16 protein-coding genes are annotated in these 14,782 nt (G+C 67.3%); 4 read left to right on the top strand and 12 right to left on the bottom strand.

The genetic code is table 11. From position 1 onward, the window contains the following. Window positions 1–7: 7 nt before the first annotated feature. Both QRN27_RS08745 and QRN27_RS08740 read right to left on the bottom strand, forming a co-directional pair. Window positions 8–964, bottom strand: coding sequence for a response regulator transcription factor (locus QRN27_RS08745; RefSeq protein ID WP_502929499.1), 957 nt, complete (start codon window positions 962–964; stop codon window positions 8–10). A 55-nt stretch (window positions 965–1,019) separates the two neighbouring features. Beyond that, complete coding sequence (locus tag QRN27_RS08740; protein WP_285041817.1) at window positions 1,020–2,078, bottom strand: glycoside hydrolase family 6 protein; 1,059 nt, start codon at window positions 2,076–2,078, stop codon at window positions 1,020–1,022. A 172-nt stretch (window positions 2,079–2,250) separates the two neighbouring features. Between QRN27_RS08740 and QRN27_RS08735 the strand changes: the two genes are divergently transcribed. Beyond that, window positions 2,251–2,826: a TspO/MBR family protein gene (locus tag QRN27_RS08735; RefSeq protein WP_285041815.1), complete on the top strand. Its 576-nt coding sequence runs from the start codon at window positions 2,251–2,253 to the stop codon at window positions 2,824–2,826. Between the two features lie 115 nt (window positions 2,827–2,941). Further along, window positions 2,942–4,699 (top strand): BCCT family transporter, encoded by a 1,758-nt coding sequence (locus tag QRN27_RS08730; RefSeq protein WP_502929498.1) that lies wholly within the window; start codon window positions 2,942–2,944, stop codon window positions 4,697–4,699. Between the two features lie 8 nt (window positions 4,700–4,707). Here QRN27_RS08730 and QRN27_RS08725 read toward each other — a convergent pair whose 3' ends face one another. After that, complete coding sequence (locus tag QRN27_RS08725; RefSeq protein WP_285041813.1) at window positions 4,708–5,676, bottom strand: aldo/keto reductase; 969 nt, start codon at window positions 5,674–5,676, stop codon at window positions 4,708–4,710. Between the two features lie 109 nt (window positions 5,677–5,785). On the opposite strand from QRN27_RS08725, the gene QRN27_RS08720 reads away from it, so the two are divergent. Next, window positions 5,786–6,337 carry a methylated-DNA--[protein]-cysteine S-methyltransferase gene (locus QRN27_RS08720; RefSeq protein ID WP_285041811.1) on the top strand — a complete coding sequence of 184 codons (552 nt, stop codon included), beginning with the start codon at window positions 5,786–5,788 and terminating at the stop codon, window positions 6,335–6,337. Beyond that, window positions 6,334–6,921: a DNA-3-methyladenine glycosylase I gene (locus QRN27_RS08715; protein WP_285041809.1), complete on the top strand. Its 588-nt coding sequence runs from the start codon at window positions 6,334–6,336 to the stop codon at window positions 6,919–6,921. Before QRN27_RS08720 ends, QRN27_RS08715 begins: the two co-directional genes overlap by 4 nt. 10 nt (window positions 6,922–6,931) lie before the next feature. On the opposite strand, the gene QRN27_RS08710 is transcribed toward QRN27_RS08715, so the two are convergent. The 9 genes from QRN27_RS08710 to atpB all read right to left on the bottom strand — a co-directional run bounded on the left by QRN27_RS08710 (window position 6,932) and on the right by atpB (window position 14,563). Then, entirely contained in the window at window positions 6,932–7,693 is a 762-nt protein-coding gene (locus QRN27_RS08710; RefSeq protein WP_285041807.1) for a YaaA family protein, read from the bottom strand. Window positions 7,694–7,697: 4 nt separating this feature from the next. Beyond that, the gene (locus QRN27_RS08705; protein WP_285041805.1) at window positions 7,698–7,973 is read right to left on the bottom strand and encodes a F0F1 ATP synthase subunit epsilon; all 276 of its coding nucleotides are present in this window, start codon (window positions 7,971–7,973) and stop codon (window positions 7,698–7,700) included. A gap of 2 nt (window positions 7,974–7,975) precedes the next feature. Further along, window positions 7,976–9,442 (bottom strand): F0F1 ATP synthase subunit beta, encoded by a 1,467-nt coding sequence (atpD, locus tag QRN27_RS08700; RefSeq protein WP_285041803.1) that lies wholly within the window; start codon window positions 9,440–9,442, stop codon window positions 7,976–7,978. Between the two features lie 47 nt (window positions 9,443–9,489). Continuing rightward, on the bottom strand, window positions 9,490–10,383 hold the full coding sequence (locus QRN27_RS08695) for a F0F1 ATP synthase subunit gamma (protein ID WP_056012429.1): 894 nt from the start codon (window positions 10,381–10,383) through the stop codon (window positions 9,490–9,492). A 3-nt stretch (window positions 10,384–10,386) separates the two neighbouring features. Continuing rightward, window positions 10,387–12,015 (bottom strand): F0F1 ATP synthase subunit alpha, encoded by a 1,629-nt coding sequence (gene atpA / locus QRN27_RS08690; protein WP_285041801.1) that lies wholly within the window; start codon window positions 12,013–12,015, stop codon window positions 10,387–10,389. A 109-nt stretch (window positions 12,016–12,124) separates the two neighbouring features. Further along, entirely contained in the window at window positions 12,125–12,922 is a 798-nt protein-coding gene (locus QRN27_RS08685; RefSeq protein ID WP_285041799.1) for a F0F1 ATP synthase subunit delta, read from the bottom strand. After that, complete coding sequence (locus QRN27_RS08680; protein ID WP_285041797.1) at window positions 12,922–13,473, bottom strand: F0F1 ATP synthase subunit B; 552 nt, start codon at window positions 13,471–13,473, stop codon at window positions 12,922–12,924. The genes QRN27_RS08685 and QRN27_RS08680 overlap by 1 nt, the downstream gene beginning before the upstream one ends. 30 nt (window positions 13,474–13,503) lie before the next feature. Beyond that, the gene (gene atpE / locus QRN27_RS08675) at window positions 13,504–13,737 is read right to left on the bottom strand and encodes an ATP synthase F0 subunit C (protein WP_064295310.1); all 234 of its coding nucleotides are present in this window, start codon (window positions 13,735–13,737) and stop codon (window positions 13,504–13,506) included. 46 nt (window positions 13,738–13,783) lie between these two features. Further along, complete coding sequence (atpB, locus tag QRN27_RS08670) at window positions 13,784–14,563, bottom strand: F0F1 ATP synthase subunit A (protein ID WP_194670555.1); 780 nt, start codon at window positions 14,561–14,563, stop codon at window positions 13,784–13,786. Window positions 14,564–14,782: the final 219 nt, after the last annotated feature.

The raw sequence follows: 14,782 nt of genomic DNA, 5'->3' as shown, positions 1-14,782 counted from the left end.
CGTCCGCTCAGTCGTCGGAGGTCATGCGGTAACCGACGCCGCGGACCGTCTCGATGAAGCGCGGCGCGACGGTGCTGTCCGCGAGCTTCCGGCGCAGGTTGGCGAGGTGGACCTCGATGGCGCGCTTGTCGGCCTCACTGACGTAATACGCGGTGATGTAGCTCTCTCCGCGGAGCATGAGCGCCAGGTCGGCCTTGCTGCGCACCCGACGCCGGGACTCCATGAGCGCCTGCAGGAGGTCGAACTCACTCCGCGTCAGGTCGACCTCGCCACCGTCGACCTCCACGATGCGCGTGGCCGGACTCAGCTTGAGACCGCGGTGGACGAGCCACCCCTCGACATCGTCGGAAGCGGACGTCGTGGGCTGCATGATGATGGGGACGACCGATTGACCGACCGGTGCGGCATGACGCGCGACGTTCTCGTGCACGATCGTGGGATCGGACGACTGGACCGGCTGCTGGGACACGGGCTGCACCTGGGGCACGGGCTGCACCTGCTGCACGACGGCCGCGGCCGGTGACGGTGACGCCTGGACAGGCGCCGGAGCCGGCGTCGACGCGGCAGCCGCCTCGCCGTTCGCACGAGGCCGACGCAGCATCGCCTCGATCCGCGCCCGGAGTTCACGGGGCCGGAACGGCTTGGTCATGTAGTCGTCGGCGCCGGAGTCGAGCCCCTGCAGGGTGTCGATCTCGTCGCCACGAGCCGTGAGCATCACGATGTAGGTCGAGCTGATGGCCCGGATCCGCTTGGCCGCCTCGAAGCCGTCGATCCCGGGCATACTGACGTCGAGGGTGGTGACGAGGGGGTCGTGCAGGCGGACCGCCTCCACGCCGTCCAGACCGTTCGCGGCGGACACCGTCTCGAAGCCAGCCTGCTCCAACACGGTCTCGAGCAGTTGACGGATGTCGGCGTCGTCCTCGATGACGACCGCGGTTCGACGTTCGCTCAGCTGATCGGTCACGATGCCCCTACCCGTTCCACCCGTCAGCGACATGCCGGATGTGGCCGTCGCCGGCTCACCACGCGCTGAATCCCTTGGCCAGTTGCACGGCCTGCTCCGGCCACCATACCCCAGCAAGGGGGCCACCGTTGCATGCCCCGTCGCTCTCGCCGGGGGCTTTCACCCACAGGTTCGCGTCGAGGTGCTCGGCCTGCGCCGTGAGCGGCTGCTGCCCGACCGTCCGACCTGACGGGTTGCACCATTCGCCGTTCGAACCGCTGCCGTTCCTGGAGGTGTCGATGACGTAGTGGGCGCCGTCGAGCAATCCACTCAGCTCCTCGGCATAGGCGATCTCATCCTCGGTCGCGTTGTAGTTCGAGACGTTGGTCGCGAAGCCCGTCGCGTCGGCCACGCCGGCCTCCTTCAGCAGCTCCGCCATCTCCGACGGCGGTCGCCAGTCGGAGTGCCCGCCGTCGAGATACACGGGCACAGACGCTGCCGCGAACTGCTTCGTCGCGGCACTGAGCTGCTGCATGCGCGCGGTCCGGTCGCCGCAGTCGGGCGCGAGGGCGACCGCGTCCGGCTCGAGGACGATCGCCACCCGGTGGTCGGCGACGGCAGCGACGATCTCGGCGACCCAGTCCTGGTAGTCGTCGCTCGACAGACCTCCGGCGGACTCGTTGCCGCAGTCGCGCTCGGGCACGCCGTAAACGGTGAAGACGGGCATGGAGCCTGCGCGCTCGGCGGAGCGGACGATGTCCGATACCGTCGCTTCGACCGTGCCGATCGGGTACCGCTCAGGGACGAGCCAGATGGCCGTCGGTTCCGCGGCCAGCCGAGCCGCCGCCGCGCGCTGCTGCGCCGTGTCCGAGGGATCACCGTTCGAGCCGCCGCTCGTCCCGGTGGAGGCGGAGGACGTCGGCTCCTGCGACGCCAAGCCCGCCTCCGCAGCTGCACGAGCGGCCAGCGAGGTCGGATCGACGTACAACTGCGCGCCGTCGAACGGGCCGGCCGCGGCACTCGGGACACGGCTCACGATCGACACCGCGAGGGCTCCTCCGGCGAGGAGGACGGCGACGACGCCGAGGGCGACGGCCGTGCGGGTGCGACGTCGGTCGCGGGGCGTTCTCGGCACGGATCCTCCAGCATGGTCATCCGCAATTCTGCCCGACATTCCGGTCGCACGGTGCCGATTCGCCCGAATCCGTCCCCCGAGCGGGGGCCGCGCGCAAGGGGTGCGGAGCGCGCGCACCGCGTCCTAGGCTCGACCTGCGGTTCCAACCCCTCGCCCGACACCAGGAGGCATGATGTCCCAGTCGACAGCACCGGCGTCACCGGACGTCCGATCCATCAGCCCGAGGCGCACGGACCCGGCGTGGCGCTCCGCCCTCGCGCTCGTCTGCTTCCTGCTGATCGCCTTCGCAGTCGCGGCGTTCGGTTCGCTGACCACCATGGAGCAGATCGACGGTTGGTACGCCGACGCCGACAAGGCTGCCTGGAACCCGCCGAACTGGATCTTCGGTCCCGTGTGGGCGGTGCTGTACACGATGATCGCAGTGGCCGCCTGGTTGGTCTGGCGACGACGACGGGACGGTACCCCCGAGCTGAGCGACGGAGCGAGCCGGGCGCTCGTGCTCTACATCGTGCAGCTGGTGCTCAACGCCCTCTGGACCCCGTGCTTCTTCGGGCTGTACCCCTTCATCGGCGCGCCGGCCCTGTGGATCGCCCTCGTCATCATCCTCGTGCTCGACCTCGCCGTCCTCGCGACCATGTTCGCCTTCTGGGAGGTCTCGCGGGTCGCCGCCGTGCTCCTCATCCCCTACTGGGCGTGGTTGCTCTTCGCGACGACCCTCAACTGGTCACTCGCGGCACTGAACAGCTGACCGACGGCACAGCACACCCTGGCCGTCGTCGCAACGTTGTCCGGATCGCCGCCGCTCCCTACCCTTGGTGGGCGGGACGACGCAGGGTCGTCCGCACGGCCCGAGGAGCGCATCAGTGAGCACCAAGACCATCCCCACCTCCGACGCGGCTGCCGCGAAGGCGCCGACCAAGGTCATCCCGTGGGTGCTCGGACCCGCCCTCGTCGTCATCCTCGGCGTCGCGCTGTTCTCGATCCTGCTCCCGAAACAGGCCGAGTCGGTCTTCGGATCCATCCAGTCGGGGATCATCGGTGGTCTCGGGTGGTACTACGTCCTCCTCGTGGCCGGGTTCGTGATCGTGGCGATCGTCTTCGCGGTCTCGAAGTTCGGCGACATCAAGCTCGGCAAGGACGACGACGAGCCGGAGTTCTCCCTGATGTCCTGGTTCTCGATGCTCTTCGCAGCCGGCATGGGGATCGGGCTCGTCTTCTACGGGGTCGGTGAACCACTCACGCACTTCCTGGAGCCGCGGCCCGGCGTCACGGGTTCGCAGCAGTCCCTGGCGCAGCAGGCGATGAGCCAGACCTACCTGCACTGGGGGCTGCACGCCTGGTCGATCTACGCGGTCGTCGGGGTTGCACTGGCCTACGCCGTCCACCGCAAGGGGCGTCCGATGTCCATCCGCTGGGCCATCGAGCCGCTCCTCGGCAAGCGGGTCCAGGGCGGCTGGGGCAACGCGATCGACACCATCGCGGTCATCGGCACGGTCTTCGGTGTCGCGACCTCCCTCGGGCTCGGCGTCCTGCAGATCTCGGCCGGACTCGGGTACACGGGCATCGCCGAGCCGAACATCCTCACCCAGGTCATCCTCATCCTGGTGATCACCGGCGTCACGATCTTCTCCCTCGTCTCCGGCGTGCACAAGGGCATGAAGTGGCTCTCGAACACGAACCTCATCCTGGCCGGCCTGCTGCTGTTCTTCGTCCTGTTCGCCGGTCCGACGCTGTTCCTCCTGCGCGAGTGGGTCCAGGCGATGGGTGCGTACCTGCAGAACGTCGTCGGCCTGACCTTCAACGTCTCCGCCTACCAGGGTGCCGCCGGCGAGGCCTGGCAGTCGTCGTGGACGACCTTCTACTGGGGCTGGTGGATGTCCTGGGCGCCGTTCGTCGGCGTGTTCATCGCCCGCATCTCGAAGGGTCGCACCGTGCGGCAGTTCGTCCTCGGTGTCCTGCTCGTCCCGACCCTTGTGACGTTCCTCTGGTTCGCCGTGCTGGGTGGCACCGCGATCATGCAGTCGCTCGAGGGACGGGACTTCAGCGGCTCCGAGGGGCCGGTCGACCTGAACACCGCCCTGTTCAACATGCTGGCCGGCCTTCCGGGCGGCTCCATCGCGACCGTCGGTGCTCTGCTGCTCATCCTGCTGTTCTTCGTGACCTCCGCGGACTCGGGTTCCCTCGTCATGGGGATGCTCACGACCGGTGGCACCGAGCCGCGGAACCGGGTGCGGATCGCCTGGGCGCTCGTGACGAGTCTGCTGGCGATCTCCCTGCTGATCGCGGGCGGCCTCGCCTCGATGCAGACTGCGGCGATCATCACGGCGCTGCCCTTCAGCATCGTGATCATCCTGATGTGCGTCTCGTCGTTCAAGGCGTTCGGCATCGAGGTCCGCCGGGAGCAGCGGGCCAAGCGCCGTCTGTTCGCGGCGGAACTCACGGAGAGCGTCTCCGCCGACCTCAGCGGGCAGGTGTCCGACCAGGTGACGGAGCAGGTCACCGAGCATTTCGGGACGATGACCGCTCAGCTCGACCTCCGGCAACTGGCTTCGCCCGACGCGCCACCGGCGACCGATGCGTCGACGTCAGCCGCGTCGGAACGCCCGGATTCCGCGCGCTGACGCGTCGCTCAGTCGAGCGGGAACCGGTCGGAGATCCAGGCCGCCTCCTCGTCCGACGGTGACCAGGCCGAACCGGCGGCGGCGTTCGCGCGGATCTGTTCGGGCGTCGTCGCTCCGGCGATGACGCTCGTCAGTCCCTCGCGCGCGAGCAGCCAGCCGAACGTCGCTTCGAGCATGCTGATGCCACGATCGTCGCAGAACGCCTGGTAGGCCTCGATCGCGTCCCAGGGCGCCTGGTCCAGGATGTGCTTGCGCTGGCGCATGATCCGACTCTCGGCCGGTCCGCCCTCGCGCGAGAACTTCCCCGTGAACAAGCCGTTGGAGAGCGGGAAGTAGGGCAGGAAACCGACGCCTGCCGCTCGCATCGCAGGGAACACCTCACGTTCGGCCCCGCGGACGAGCAGGCTGTACTCGTTCTGGGCGGAGACGAAGGCGGGGTGACCGGCCGAGGTCGCCGCCCAGTGCGCCTCGGTCACCTGCCAGCCGGCGAAATTGGAATGCCCGTAGTAGCGGATCTTGCCCTCGTGGACGAGTTCGTCGAGAGCGGCGATCGTCTCCTCGATGGGCGTCAGCGGGTCGGGCGTGTGCATCTGGTAGAGGTCGATCCACTCGGTGCCGAGACGCCGGAGCGAGCCCTCGACCGCGAGTCGCAGGTAGCGGCGCGACCCTTTGGAGCCCCAGTTCGGGATCGGACTCTCGTAGTCCGCGTGGCCGAACTTGGTGGCGAGGACGACCTCGTCCCGCCGGCCGGCCAACGCCCGTCCGAGCAGTTCCTCGCTCAACCCGTACTCGCGGCCGTAGATGTCGGCGGTGTCGAACAGGTTCACACCTTTGTCGATGGCCGCGTCGACCACGGCCGTGGTCCCTTCCTGGCTCTCGGTGACGGTGCCGGCCCGTCCGAAGTTGTTGCAGCCGATACCGACGGCGGAGACGATGAGGCCGCTGCGACCGAGCGGACGATAGCTGAGAGCAGACATGGTCCCAAGGCTAGTCCGACCCTGCTCCACAGGCGCCCCACGTCGGCCGGATCCTCAGGAGCCGGCGGCACCCCTGACGGCCACGGTGTGACCTTCGTACGCTCGGCCCATGACTCCACACCTCGTCCCCACCACCGAGACCACCCCCTCCCCCGCCGAGACACCCGGCCGGGCCGACCACGGGTTCCTCCGCATGCCGACTCCTGTCGGACGGCTGGAGATCCGATCCGTCGACGGGGCGGTCTCCGCCGTGCGCTTCGAGCAGGACGGGCGGCTCCCGCTCGACGGCACGGACGAGCGACCCACAGCAGTCCTCCTGGAGGCCGTCGAGCAGCTCGACGAGTACTTCCGCCGCCGCCGAACCATGTTCGACGTGCCGATCGCCGCGACGGGCACACCGTTCCAGGAGTCGGTCTGGTCTGCGCTCCGCGAGGTGGGCTTCGGGACCACCACCGGCTACGGCGCCCTGGCGGCAGCCGCCGGTGCCCCCGGCGGTGGACGCGCCGCCGGACAGGCGGTCCGCGCGAACACCATCGCCATCCTCATCCCCTGCCATCGGGTGCTCGGCATCGGGGGCGTCGTCACCGGCTATTCTGGCGGAGACGGGCCGCCGACCAAACGATGGCTCCTCGACCACGAAGGGATCCCGTACCGCCGATGACCGGCTCAGCATCCCTCGTCGTCGGCCCCGACGGACTCCCCCGCTGCGCATGGGCCGGCGCCGACCCGGAGTACCAGCGATATCACGACGAGGAGTGGGGCGTCCCACTGCACGGCCAACGGCTGGTCTTCGAGAAGATCAGCCTCGAGGGATTCCAGGCGGGCCTGTCGTGGATCACGATCCTGCGCAAACGGCCCGCGTTCCGTGAGCGGTTCCACGACTTCGACCTCGAGGCTGTCGCAGCGATGTCCGAAGCGGATGTCGAGCTGCTGCTCGACGATGCCCGGATCATCCGACACCGCGGGAAGATCAACGCCGTCATCGGGAATGCGCGCAACGCGCTTCAGCTCGGAGACGACCTCGACGAGATCCTCTGGAGCTTCGCTCCACTTCCTCGGCCGGCCAGGTTCGAGCAGTGGAGCGACGTCCCGGCGATCACCCCGGAGTCCACCGCACTGAGCGCGCACCTGCGGCAGCGCGGCTACCGGTTCGTGGGCCCGACGACGATGTACGCCCTCATGCAGTCCGGTGGCCTCGTCGACGACCACCTCGTCGGCTGCTGGCGCTCCGAGAGCGCTCCCTGATCCGGAGGGGTCAGACGACGAGGGCGAGCTCGGTCACCCGATTGTCGTCGGCACGGGCGTGGACGTCGAGCACCCATCCGGTCGATCGGGCCCAGTCGAGCAACGAGCCGACATCAGGGTGGTCGACACCGGCCTCCAACAGCGCGCGGGTGAACCGGCCCTTGCCCTGCTTGTTGAAGTGGTTGAGCGCGCGACGGCGGCCATCGTCGCCGACCGTGAGCACACGCAGGTAGACGGCACCGACGCGATCCGGCAACGGCCCGAGCGCCGCGTAGCCTTCCGAGCGCAGGTCCAGCAGGACACCCGGGACGGCGTCCAGCTCGCGCGCGACCGGCACCGCCCAGTGACGTTTCAGGACGAACCCGGGGAGCCTGGAGTCGTGGGAGAGCCGGTACGCCGGAATGGCATCGAGCGCGCCGACCGGGCCGAGCAACGCCGAGTGCACCACCAGGTGCTCAGCAGCGAAGCGTCGCGCGTCCGCTGAGAGCGTGGCTGCATCGAGCGCGTCGAACAGCACCCCCGTGTACCGGTCGATCGCCGGCATGGTCGCGGACGTCGCGGCCACGCGGTTGCGCTGGACCTCACCGAGCTGTTTGGGGCCGAGCTTCAGGGCCTTCACCGTCGCGGCCTCATCGGCAGCGAGCGACACCAAGGCTCCGACGACATCGTTCCGGGACGACGAAAGCCCTGGAAACCGCAGAAGTGCGGTGTCCAGGGCTGGTCCGTCGCCGCCGTCCCGCTTCGTCTCCGAAGGGGGAAGGAGGATCAGCACCGGGTCAGGAACGGGTCACGAGCGTGGCGTTGCCGGCCACGACGGTGACGGTGTTGTTCTCGACCGACAGGAAGCCGTCTTCCGCGTTCGCGACGATCTTGGAACCGTCCTCGAGCGTGACGCGGACTTCACCGGCAGCGAGGATGGCCAGCATCGGCTCGTGTCCGGGGAGGATACCGATCTCGCCGTCGACGGTCTTCGCGATCAGCTGGCGCGCCGCACCCGACCACACTTCGTGGTCGGCTGCGACGACGCTCACGGTCAGAGGAGTCGCGGCCATGATCAGCCGTTCTCCTTCTGGATCTGAGCCCACTTCTCTTCGACATCGGTGATCGAACCGACGTTGAAGAACGCCTGCTCGGCCACGTGGTCGAACTCACCCTTGGCGATCGCGTCGAACGACTCGATCGTGTCCTTCAGCGGAACGGTCGATCCCTCGACACCCGTGAACTTCTTCGCCATGTAGGTGTTCTGCGAGAGGAACTGCTGGATGCGGCGCGCACGCGACACCGTGATCTTGTCCTCTTCGGAGAGCTCGTCGACACCGAGGATCGCGATGATCTCCTGGAGTTCCTTGTTCTTCTGGAGGATCTGCTTGACCGTCGTCGCCACGCGGTAGTGGTCGGCACCCAGGTAACGGGGGTCGAGGATACGGCTGGTCGAGGTCAGCGGGTCCACCGCGGGGTACAGGCCCTTCGACGCGATCTCACGGGAAAGCTCGGTCGTGGCGTCGAGGTGCGCGAAGGTCGTCGCGGGAGCCGGGTCGGTGTAGTCGTCGGCGGGGACGTAGATCGCCTGCAGCGAGGTGATCGAGTGACCGCGCGTCGAGGTGATGCGCTCCTGGAGGAGACCCATCTCGTCGGCGAGGTTCGGCTGGTAGCCCACCGCGGACGGCATGCGACCGAGGAGCGTCGACACCTCGGAACCGGCCTGCGTGAAGCGGAAGATGTTGTCGATGAAGAGCAGCACGTCCTGCTTCTGGACATCGCGGAAGTACTCCGCCATGGTCAGGGCCGACAGCGCGACGCGAAGACGCGTTCCCGGCGGCTCGTCCATCTGGCCGAACACGAGGGCCGTCTTCTCGAAGACGCCGGCCTCTTCCATCTCGTGGATGAGGTCGTTGCCCTCACGGGTACGCTCGCCGACACCGGCGAACACCGACACACCACCGTGGTCCTGCGCGACACGCTGGATCATCTCCTGGATGAGGACCGTCTTGCCGACACCCGCACCACCGAAGAGGCCGATCTTGCCACCGAGGACGTACGGCGTCAGAAGGTCGATGACCTTGATGCCGGTCTCGAACAGCTGGGTCTTCGACTCGAGCTGGTCGAACGACGGCGGCTGACGGTGGATCGGCCAGCGCTCGGTGATCTCGATCTGCTCACCGGGCTCGGCGTTGAGCACCTCGCCGATGACGTTGAAGACCTTGCCCTTGGTGACGTCGCCGACGGGCACCGTGATGGGCGAACCCGTGTCGGTGACCTCCTGACCGCGGACGAGGCCGTCGGTCGGGTTCAGCGCGATGGCGCGGACGAGGTCGTCGCCGAGGTGCTGTGCGACCTCGAGGGTCAGGACCATCGTCTGCTCACCGATGACGACGCTGGTCTTCAGGGCGTTGTAGATGCCCGGGATCGCGTCGTGCGGGAACTCGATGTCGACGACCGGGCCGGTGACGCGGGAGATGCGACCGACGGCGCCGGCCTTCACCTCTGCAGCGCCCTGCTCGGCAGTTGCGGTGGGAGTCATGTTCTTCTCTTCTCTGTCTCTACAGATACGTGTGCGTGTTGCGATGACTAGGACGAGAGCGCGTCTGCGCCGCCAACGATTTCGGAAATCTGCTGGGTGATCTCGGCCTGCCTCGCGTTGTTGCGGAGGCGGGTGTAGTCGGTGATGAGCTTGTCGGCGTTGTCGCTGGCCGACTTCATCGCCTTCTGCGTCGCGGCGTGCTTCGCGGCGGAGGACTGCAACAGCGCGTTGAAGATCCGGCTCTCGATGTAGTTCGGGAGGAGGGCGTCGAGGACGCTCTCCGCATCCGGCTCGAACTCGTAGAGCGGCAGCACCGCGGTGTCCGTCGGCTCTTCGACACCCTCGACGACCTCGAGCGGCAGGAGACGGACGACCTCGGGGGTCTGCGTCATCATGCTCACCAGGCGGTTGTAGACGATGTGGATCTCATCGACGCCGCCCTCGGAGGCGTCCGTGAGGAACGCCTTGAGGATGGATTCGCTGATCTCCTGCGCCGTGGCGAAGTCGGGGTTCTCGGTGTTGCCCACCCACTGGCCGGCAGCCTGCATCCGGCGGAACGTGAAGTACGCGACGGCCTTACGCCCCACGAGGTAGTGCGTGACGTCCTTGCCCTGGCTCCTGAGGAGTTCGGTCAGTTCGGCCGCTTCGCGCAGCACCTGCGAGTTGAAGGCACCCGCGAGGCCTCGGTCGGATGCGAACACGACGACCGCAGCCCGCTCAACCCGCTCGGGCTCGGTGGTCAGCACGTGGTCGACGTTGGAGTACGTCGCGACGGCCGACACGGCACGAGTGATCGCACGAGAGTAGGGCCCGGACGCCGCCACCCGCGCCTGCGCCTTCTGGATGCGCGACGCGGCGATGAGCTCCATCGCCTTCGTGATCTTCTTGGTCGTCTGCGCAGACTTGATCTTCTGCGTGTAGACCCGGAGTTGAGCGCCCATGGACTAGCGGCGACCCTTCACGATCTTCTCCTGGTTGACGTCTTCAACCGGGAGCTCCTCGACCTGCTCCGAACCGAGGGCAGCGCCCTCGCCCGTCTGGAACTCGAGCTTGAACTGGTCGACAGCGGCATCGAGCTTCGAGACGGTGTCGTCGTCGAGCACGTTGGTGTCGCGCAGGGTGGTGAGGACCTCGGTGTTGCGACCCAGGTAGTCGAGGAGTTCGCGCTCGAAGCGGAGCACGTCCTCGACCGGGACGTCGTCCAGCTTGCCCTTGGTTCCGGCCCAGATCGAGACGACCTGCTCCTCGACGGGGTACGGCGAGTACTGCGGCTGCTTGAGCAGCTCGGTGAGGCGTGCGCCACGGGCGAGCTGACGACGGCTGGCCGCGTCGAGGTCGGAGGCGAACATCGCGAACGCCTCGAGCGAGCGGTACTGCGCGAGCTCGAGCTTCAGCGTTCCCGAGACCTTCTTGATGCTCTTGACCTGTGCGTCACCACCGACACGCGAGACGGAGATACCGACGTCGACCGCGGGGCGCTGGTTGGAGTTGAAGAGGTCGGACTGCAGGAAGATCTGGCCGTCGGTGATCGAGATCACGTTGGTCGGGATGTACGCCGACACGTCGTTCGCCTTGGTCTCGATGATGGGCAGACCCGTCATCGAGCCGGCGCCCAGCTCGTCGGACAGCTTCGCGCAACGCTCCAGCAGACGGGAGTGCAGGTAGAAGACGTCACCAGGGTAGGCCTCGCGTCCCGGCGGACGACGGAGGAGGAGGGAGACGGCGCGGTAGGCCTCGGCCTGCTTCGACAGGTCGTCGAAGATGATCAGGACGTGCTTGCCCTCGTACATCCAGTGCTGGCCGATGGCCGAACCGGTGTAGGGAGCGAGGTACTTGAAGCCGGCCGGGTCGGACGCGGGTGAGGCGACGATCGTCGTGTACTCGAGCGCTCCAGCCTCTTCCAGCGCGCCCTTGACGGAGGCGATGGTCGAGCCCTTCTGGCCGATGGCGACGTAGATGCAGCGGACCTGCTTGTTGACGTCGCCGGACTCCCAGTTGGCCTTCTGGTTGATGATGGTGTCGATCGCGATCGCGGTCTTGCCGGTCTGGCGGTCACCGATGATCAGCTGGCGCTGGCCACGGCCGACAGGGATCATGGCGTCGATCGCCTTGATGCCGGTCTGGAGCGGCTCGTGCACCGACTTGCGCTGCATGACGCCCGGAGCCTGGAGCTCGAGCGCGCGGCGGCCGGTGCTGGCGATCTCGCCGAGGCCGTCGATCGGGTTGCCGAGTGTGTCGACGACACGACCGAGGTAGCCGTCACCGACGGGGACCGAGAGGACCTCGCCCGTGCGGGTGACGTCCATGCCCTCGACGATCTCATCGAACTCACCGAGGACGACGACGCCGATCTCGTGCTCGTCGAGGTTGAGCGCCAGGCCGAGCGTGCCGTTCGCGAACCGGAGGAGCTCGTTCGCCATGGCGCCCGGGAGCCCCTCGACGTGGGCGATGCCATCGGCGGCATCGATCACGCGTCCGACCTCGGTGGCCGCGGCTGCGCCGGGCTCGTAGGCCTTGACGAAGTCCTTGAGAGCATCCCGGATCTCGTCTGGGCTGATCGTGAGTTCTGCCATCATGTTCCTTTTGGTTGTGGAACCCGGGGGTTCCGAGAGGTGCGATCCGTCAGGATCAACGTCTTGAGTTGTGGAGACCGTCGGGTCGGTCTCCGCGCTGCGCAGGCCGCTATCGGGCCAGTTGCAGACGGAGGTCGTTCAGTCGGGCAGCGAGGCTGCCGTCGATGACGTCGTCCCCGAGCTGCACGCGCAGTCCGCCGACGACGGCGGGGTCGATCACCTGGTTGATCTTCACCTGACGGCCGTAGGCCGTGGCGAGGTGGCGTTCGAGGCGCTGCAACTGCGACGCTTCGATCGGTGCGGCAGCCGTGACCGTGGCGACCGCAAGGCCCTGCTGGTCGGCGACGATGCCTGCGGCGTAGCGGAGCAACTCTCCGATACGCCGACCACGGGGCTGCTGCACGAGCTGACCGACGATGCTGACGGTCTGCGGGCTCGCGTGGCCCTCGAGCAGGGATGCCGCGAGGGAACCCTTGGCCTGGGCCGATCCGAGCTTGCTGCTAAGCGCGAGCTCGAGCTCGTGGTTGCTCGAGACGAGCTTGCCGAACTCGAACAGCTCAGCCTCGATGTCGCCCTGCGCGCCTGCGGAGACAGAAGCCGCCCGGAGACCGAGTTCCTCGATGCCCGCGAGCAGGTCCTGCTCGCTGGACCACCGTGCTGAGACGACCGTCTGGAGCAGCCCGAGCGCCTGAGCGCCGAGCTGACCACCGAAGATGCGGTCGACGACGACGCGCTTGGCGTCGGCGTCGGCCGCCGGGTCGCTGAGCGCAGCGCTCAGGTGGCTCGAACCGCCGATGGCCCGGCCGGCTGCGAACAGACCGTCCGCGGTGGCCAGATCGGCCCCGGCGCCGAGGGCGACGAGGGCCTCCTTCGACGAGGCGAGTGCTTCTCTGGTCGCGCTTCCCATTATTTGGCTGCCTTCTCCGCCGCTTCGAGGTCCGCGAGGAACCGGTCCACGACGGCCGTTGCCTTCGCGTCGTCGTTCAGCGTCTCGCCGATGACGCCGCTGGCGAGGTCGAGCGCGAGCGTGCCGACCTCGGCACGGAGCGACACGACCGCCGCCTGACGCTCGGCTTCGATCTGCGCCTGGGCGCTGGCGGTGACGCGAGCTGCCTCGACGGTCGCCTGCTCCTTGAGCTCGGCGAGGATCGTCTGACCCTCGACACGAGCCTGTTCGCGGATGCGTCCGGCTTCCTGGCGTGCCTCGGCGAGCTGAGCGTTGTACTGCTCGAGCGCGGCCTCGGCCTGCTTCTGGGCCTCGTCTGCCTTGGCGATGTTGCCCTCGATGGCCGCTGCGCGGTCGTCGAGGAGCTTCTGCACCTTCGGCAGGATCAGCTTCCAGAAGAAGCCGAGGATGATGATGAAGACGACGAGCGACCAGACGATGTCGTACACCGCTGGGATAAGAGGGTTCGTCGGAGCACCCTCTTCAGCAGCAATGATCACTGCATCAAACATCTTGCCTCCTTCGGAGATGTGAAAGGGGGCTTAGACGAAGATGAAGTAGGTCGCGATGCCGATGAAGGCGAGCGCCTCGGTGAAGGCGATACCGATCCACATGAGGACCTGGAGACGACCACCCAGCTCGGGCTGACGCGCGGTGCCTTCGATCGTCTTGCCGACGACGATACCCACACCGATGGCGGGGCCGATGGCTGCGAGACCGTAACCGACCGTCGCGATGTTTCCTTCAAGGGCGGCGAGAACGGTAGTTGCGTCCACGTTTGTTTCCTTCCGTTGGGTGAGACCTGGCGGGTGCCGGGCTCGATTAGTGCTCTTCTGCGACCGCGAGCTGGATGTAGACCGCGGTGAGGAGGGTGAAGACGTACGCCTGGAGGACGGCCACCAGGAGCTCGAAGAGGGTGAAGACGAGCCCGAAGGCGAGCGTCCCGACACCCATGAGGGCGAACCATCCACCGAGGTTGACGATGAAGAATTGCGTCGCCGCGAAGAACAGGACGAGCAGCAGGTGCCCGACGATCATGTTCATGAGGAGTCGGAGCGTCAGCGTGAGGGGTCGGATGACGAAGGTCGAGATGAGCTCGATCGGCGTGACGATGATGTACACCGGCCACGGCACCCCGGAGGGGAAGAGGGAGTTCTTGAAGAACTTGCCCGGGCTCTTCTTGATGCCCGCGTAAATGAACGTGATGTACGACACCAAGGCAAGAACGAGCGGCACACCGATGACTGAGGTTCCCGCGAGGTTCAGCCCGGGGATGATACCGGTCAGGTTCATCGCGAGGACCATGAAGAAGATCGTCGTGAGGATCGGCAGGAACCGCAGGCCGTCCTTCTTGCCGAGGAGGTCTTCCGCGATGTTGACCCGGACGAAGCCCAGGCCCATCTCGGCCAGGCTCTGCGCACGACCGGGGACGAGGCGCATCTTGCGCGTCGACAGCCAGAAGAAGAGGAGGAGGGCGATGACCGCGATGAAGCGGATCAGGATGACCCGGTTGATCGCGAAGGGCGTGCCCTCGAAGAGGATGATATCGGGGAAGAATTCGTCGATCGACGGACCGTGGAACTCGCCATCTTCGGCGGCCATCGGTGCGATCAAGTGCACAGCGTTAGCGAACAGCACGTATCTCCAGTTTCGGGGGCGTGGAGCAGAGCTCTCGCGGCGACGAACAGGGGGGATGTCTCCTCGCCGCACGCCGAAGCGGTGCTAGTGGGAGGATTCGTTGACGAGTCTAGCAAGGAAACCGGCCCCCGACGAACCCAGGGGTGGTATTCCACGGCTATATTCCGAGCGGCGCTCGGGCCC

It is taken from the genome of Plantibacter sp. LMC-P-059a (assembly GCF_030209505.1).
Classification (GTDB): Bacteria; Actinomycetota; Actinomycetes; order Actinomycetales; family Microbacteriaceae; genus Plantibacter.
This window is presented reverse-complemented; position numbering and strand designations above follow the sequence as displayed.

Coding starts and splice junctions, on each gene's coding strand:
- QRN27_RS08735 (WP_285041815.1), top strand. CDS start 2,251: ATGTCCCAGTCGACAGCACCGGCGTCACCGGACGTCCGATCCATCAGC.
- atpD (WP_285041803.1), bottom strand. CDS start 9,442: ATGACTCCCACCGCAACTGCCGAGCAGGGCGCTGCAGAGGTGAAGGCC.
- QRN27_RS08695 (WP_056012429.1), bottom strand. CDS start 10,383: ATGGGCGCTCAACTCCGGGTCTACACGCAGAAGATCAAGTCTGCGCAG.
- QRN27_RS08705 (WP_285041805.1), bottom strand. CDS start 7,973: ATGGCCGCGACTCCTCTGACCGTGAGCGTCGTCGCAGCCGACCACGAA.
- QRN27_RS08680 (WP_285041797.1), bottom strand. CDS start 13,473: ATGTTTGATGCAGTGATCATTGCTGCTGAAGAGGGTGCTCCGACGAAC.
- QRN27_RS08725 (WP_285041813.1), bottom strand. CDS start 5,676: ATGTCTGCTCTCAGCTATCGTCCGCTCGGTCGCAGCGGCCTCATCGTC.
- QRN27_RS08720 (WP_285041811.1), top strand. CDS start 5,786: ATGACTCCACACCTCGTCCCCACCACCGAGACCACCCCCTCCCCCGCC.
- atpB (WP_194670555.1), bottom strand. CDS start 14,563: ATGGCCGCCGAAGATGGCGAGTTCCACGGTCCGTCGATCGACGAATTC.
- QRN27_RS08685 (WP_285041799.1), bottom strand. CDS start 12,922: ATGGGAAGCGCGACCAGAGAAGCACTCGCCTCGTCGAAGGAGGCCCTC.
- atpA (WP_285041801.1), bottom strand. CDS start 12,015: ATGGCAGAACTCACGATCAGCCCAGACGAGATCCGGGATGCTCTCAAG.
- QRN27_RS08715 (WP_285041809.1), top strand. CDS start 6,334: ATGACCGGCTCAGCATCCCTCGTCGTCGGCCCCGACGGACTCCCCCGC.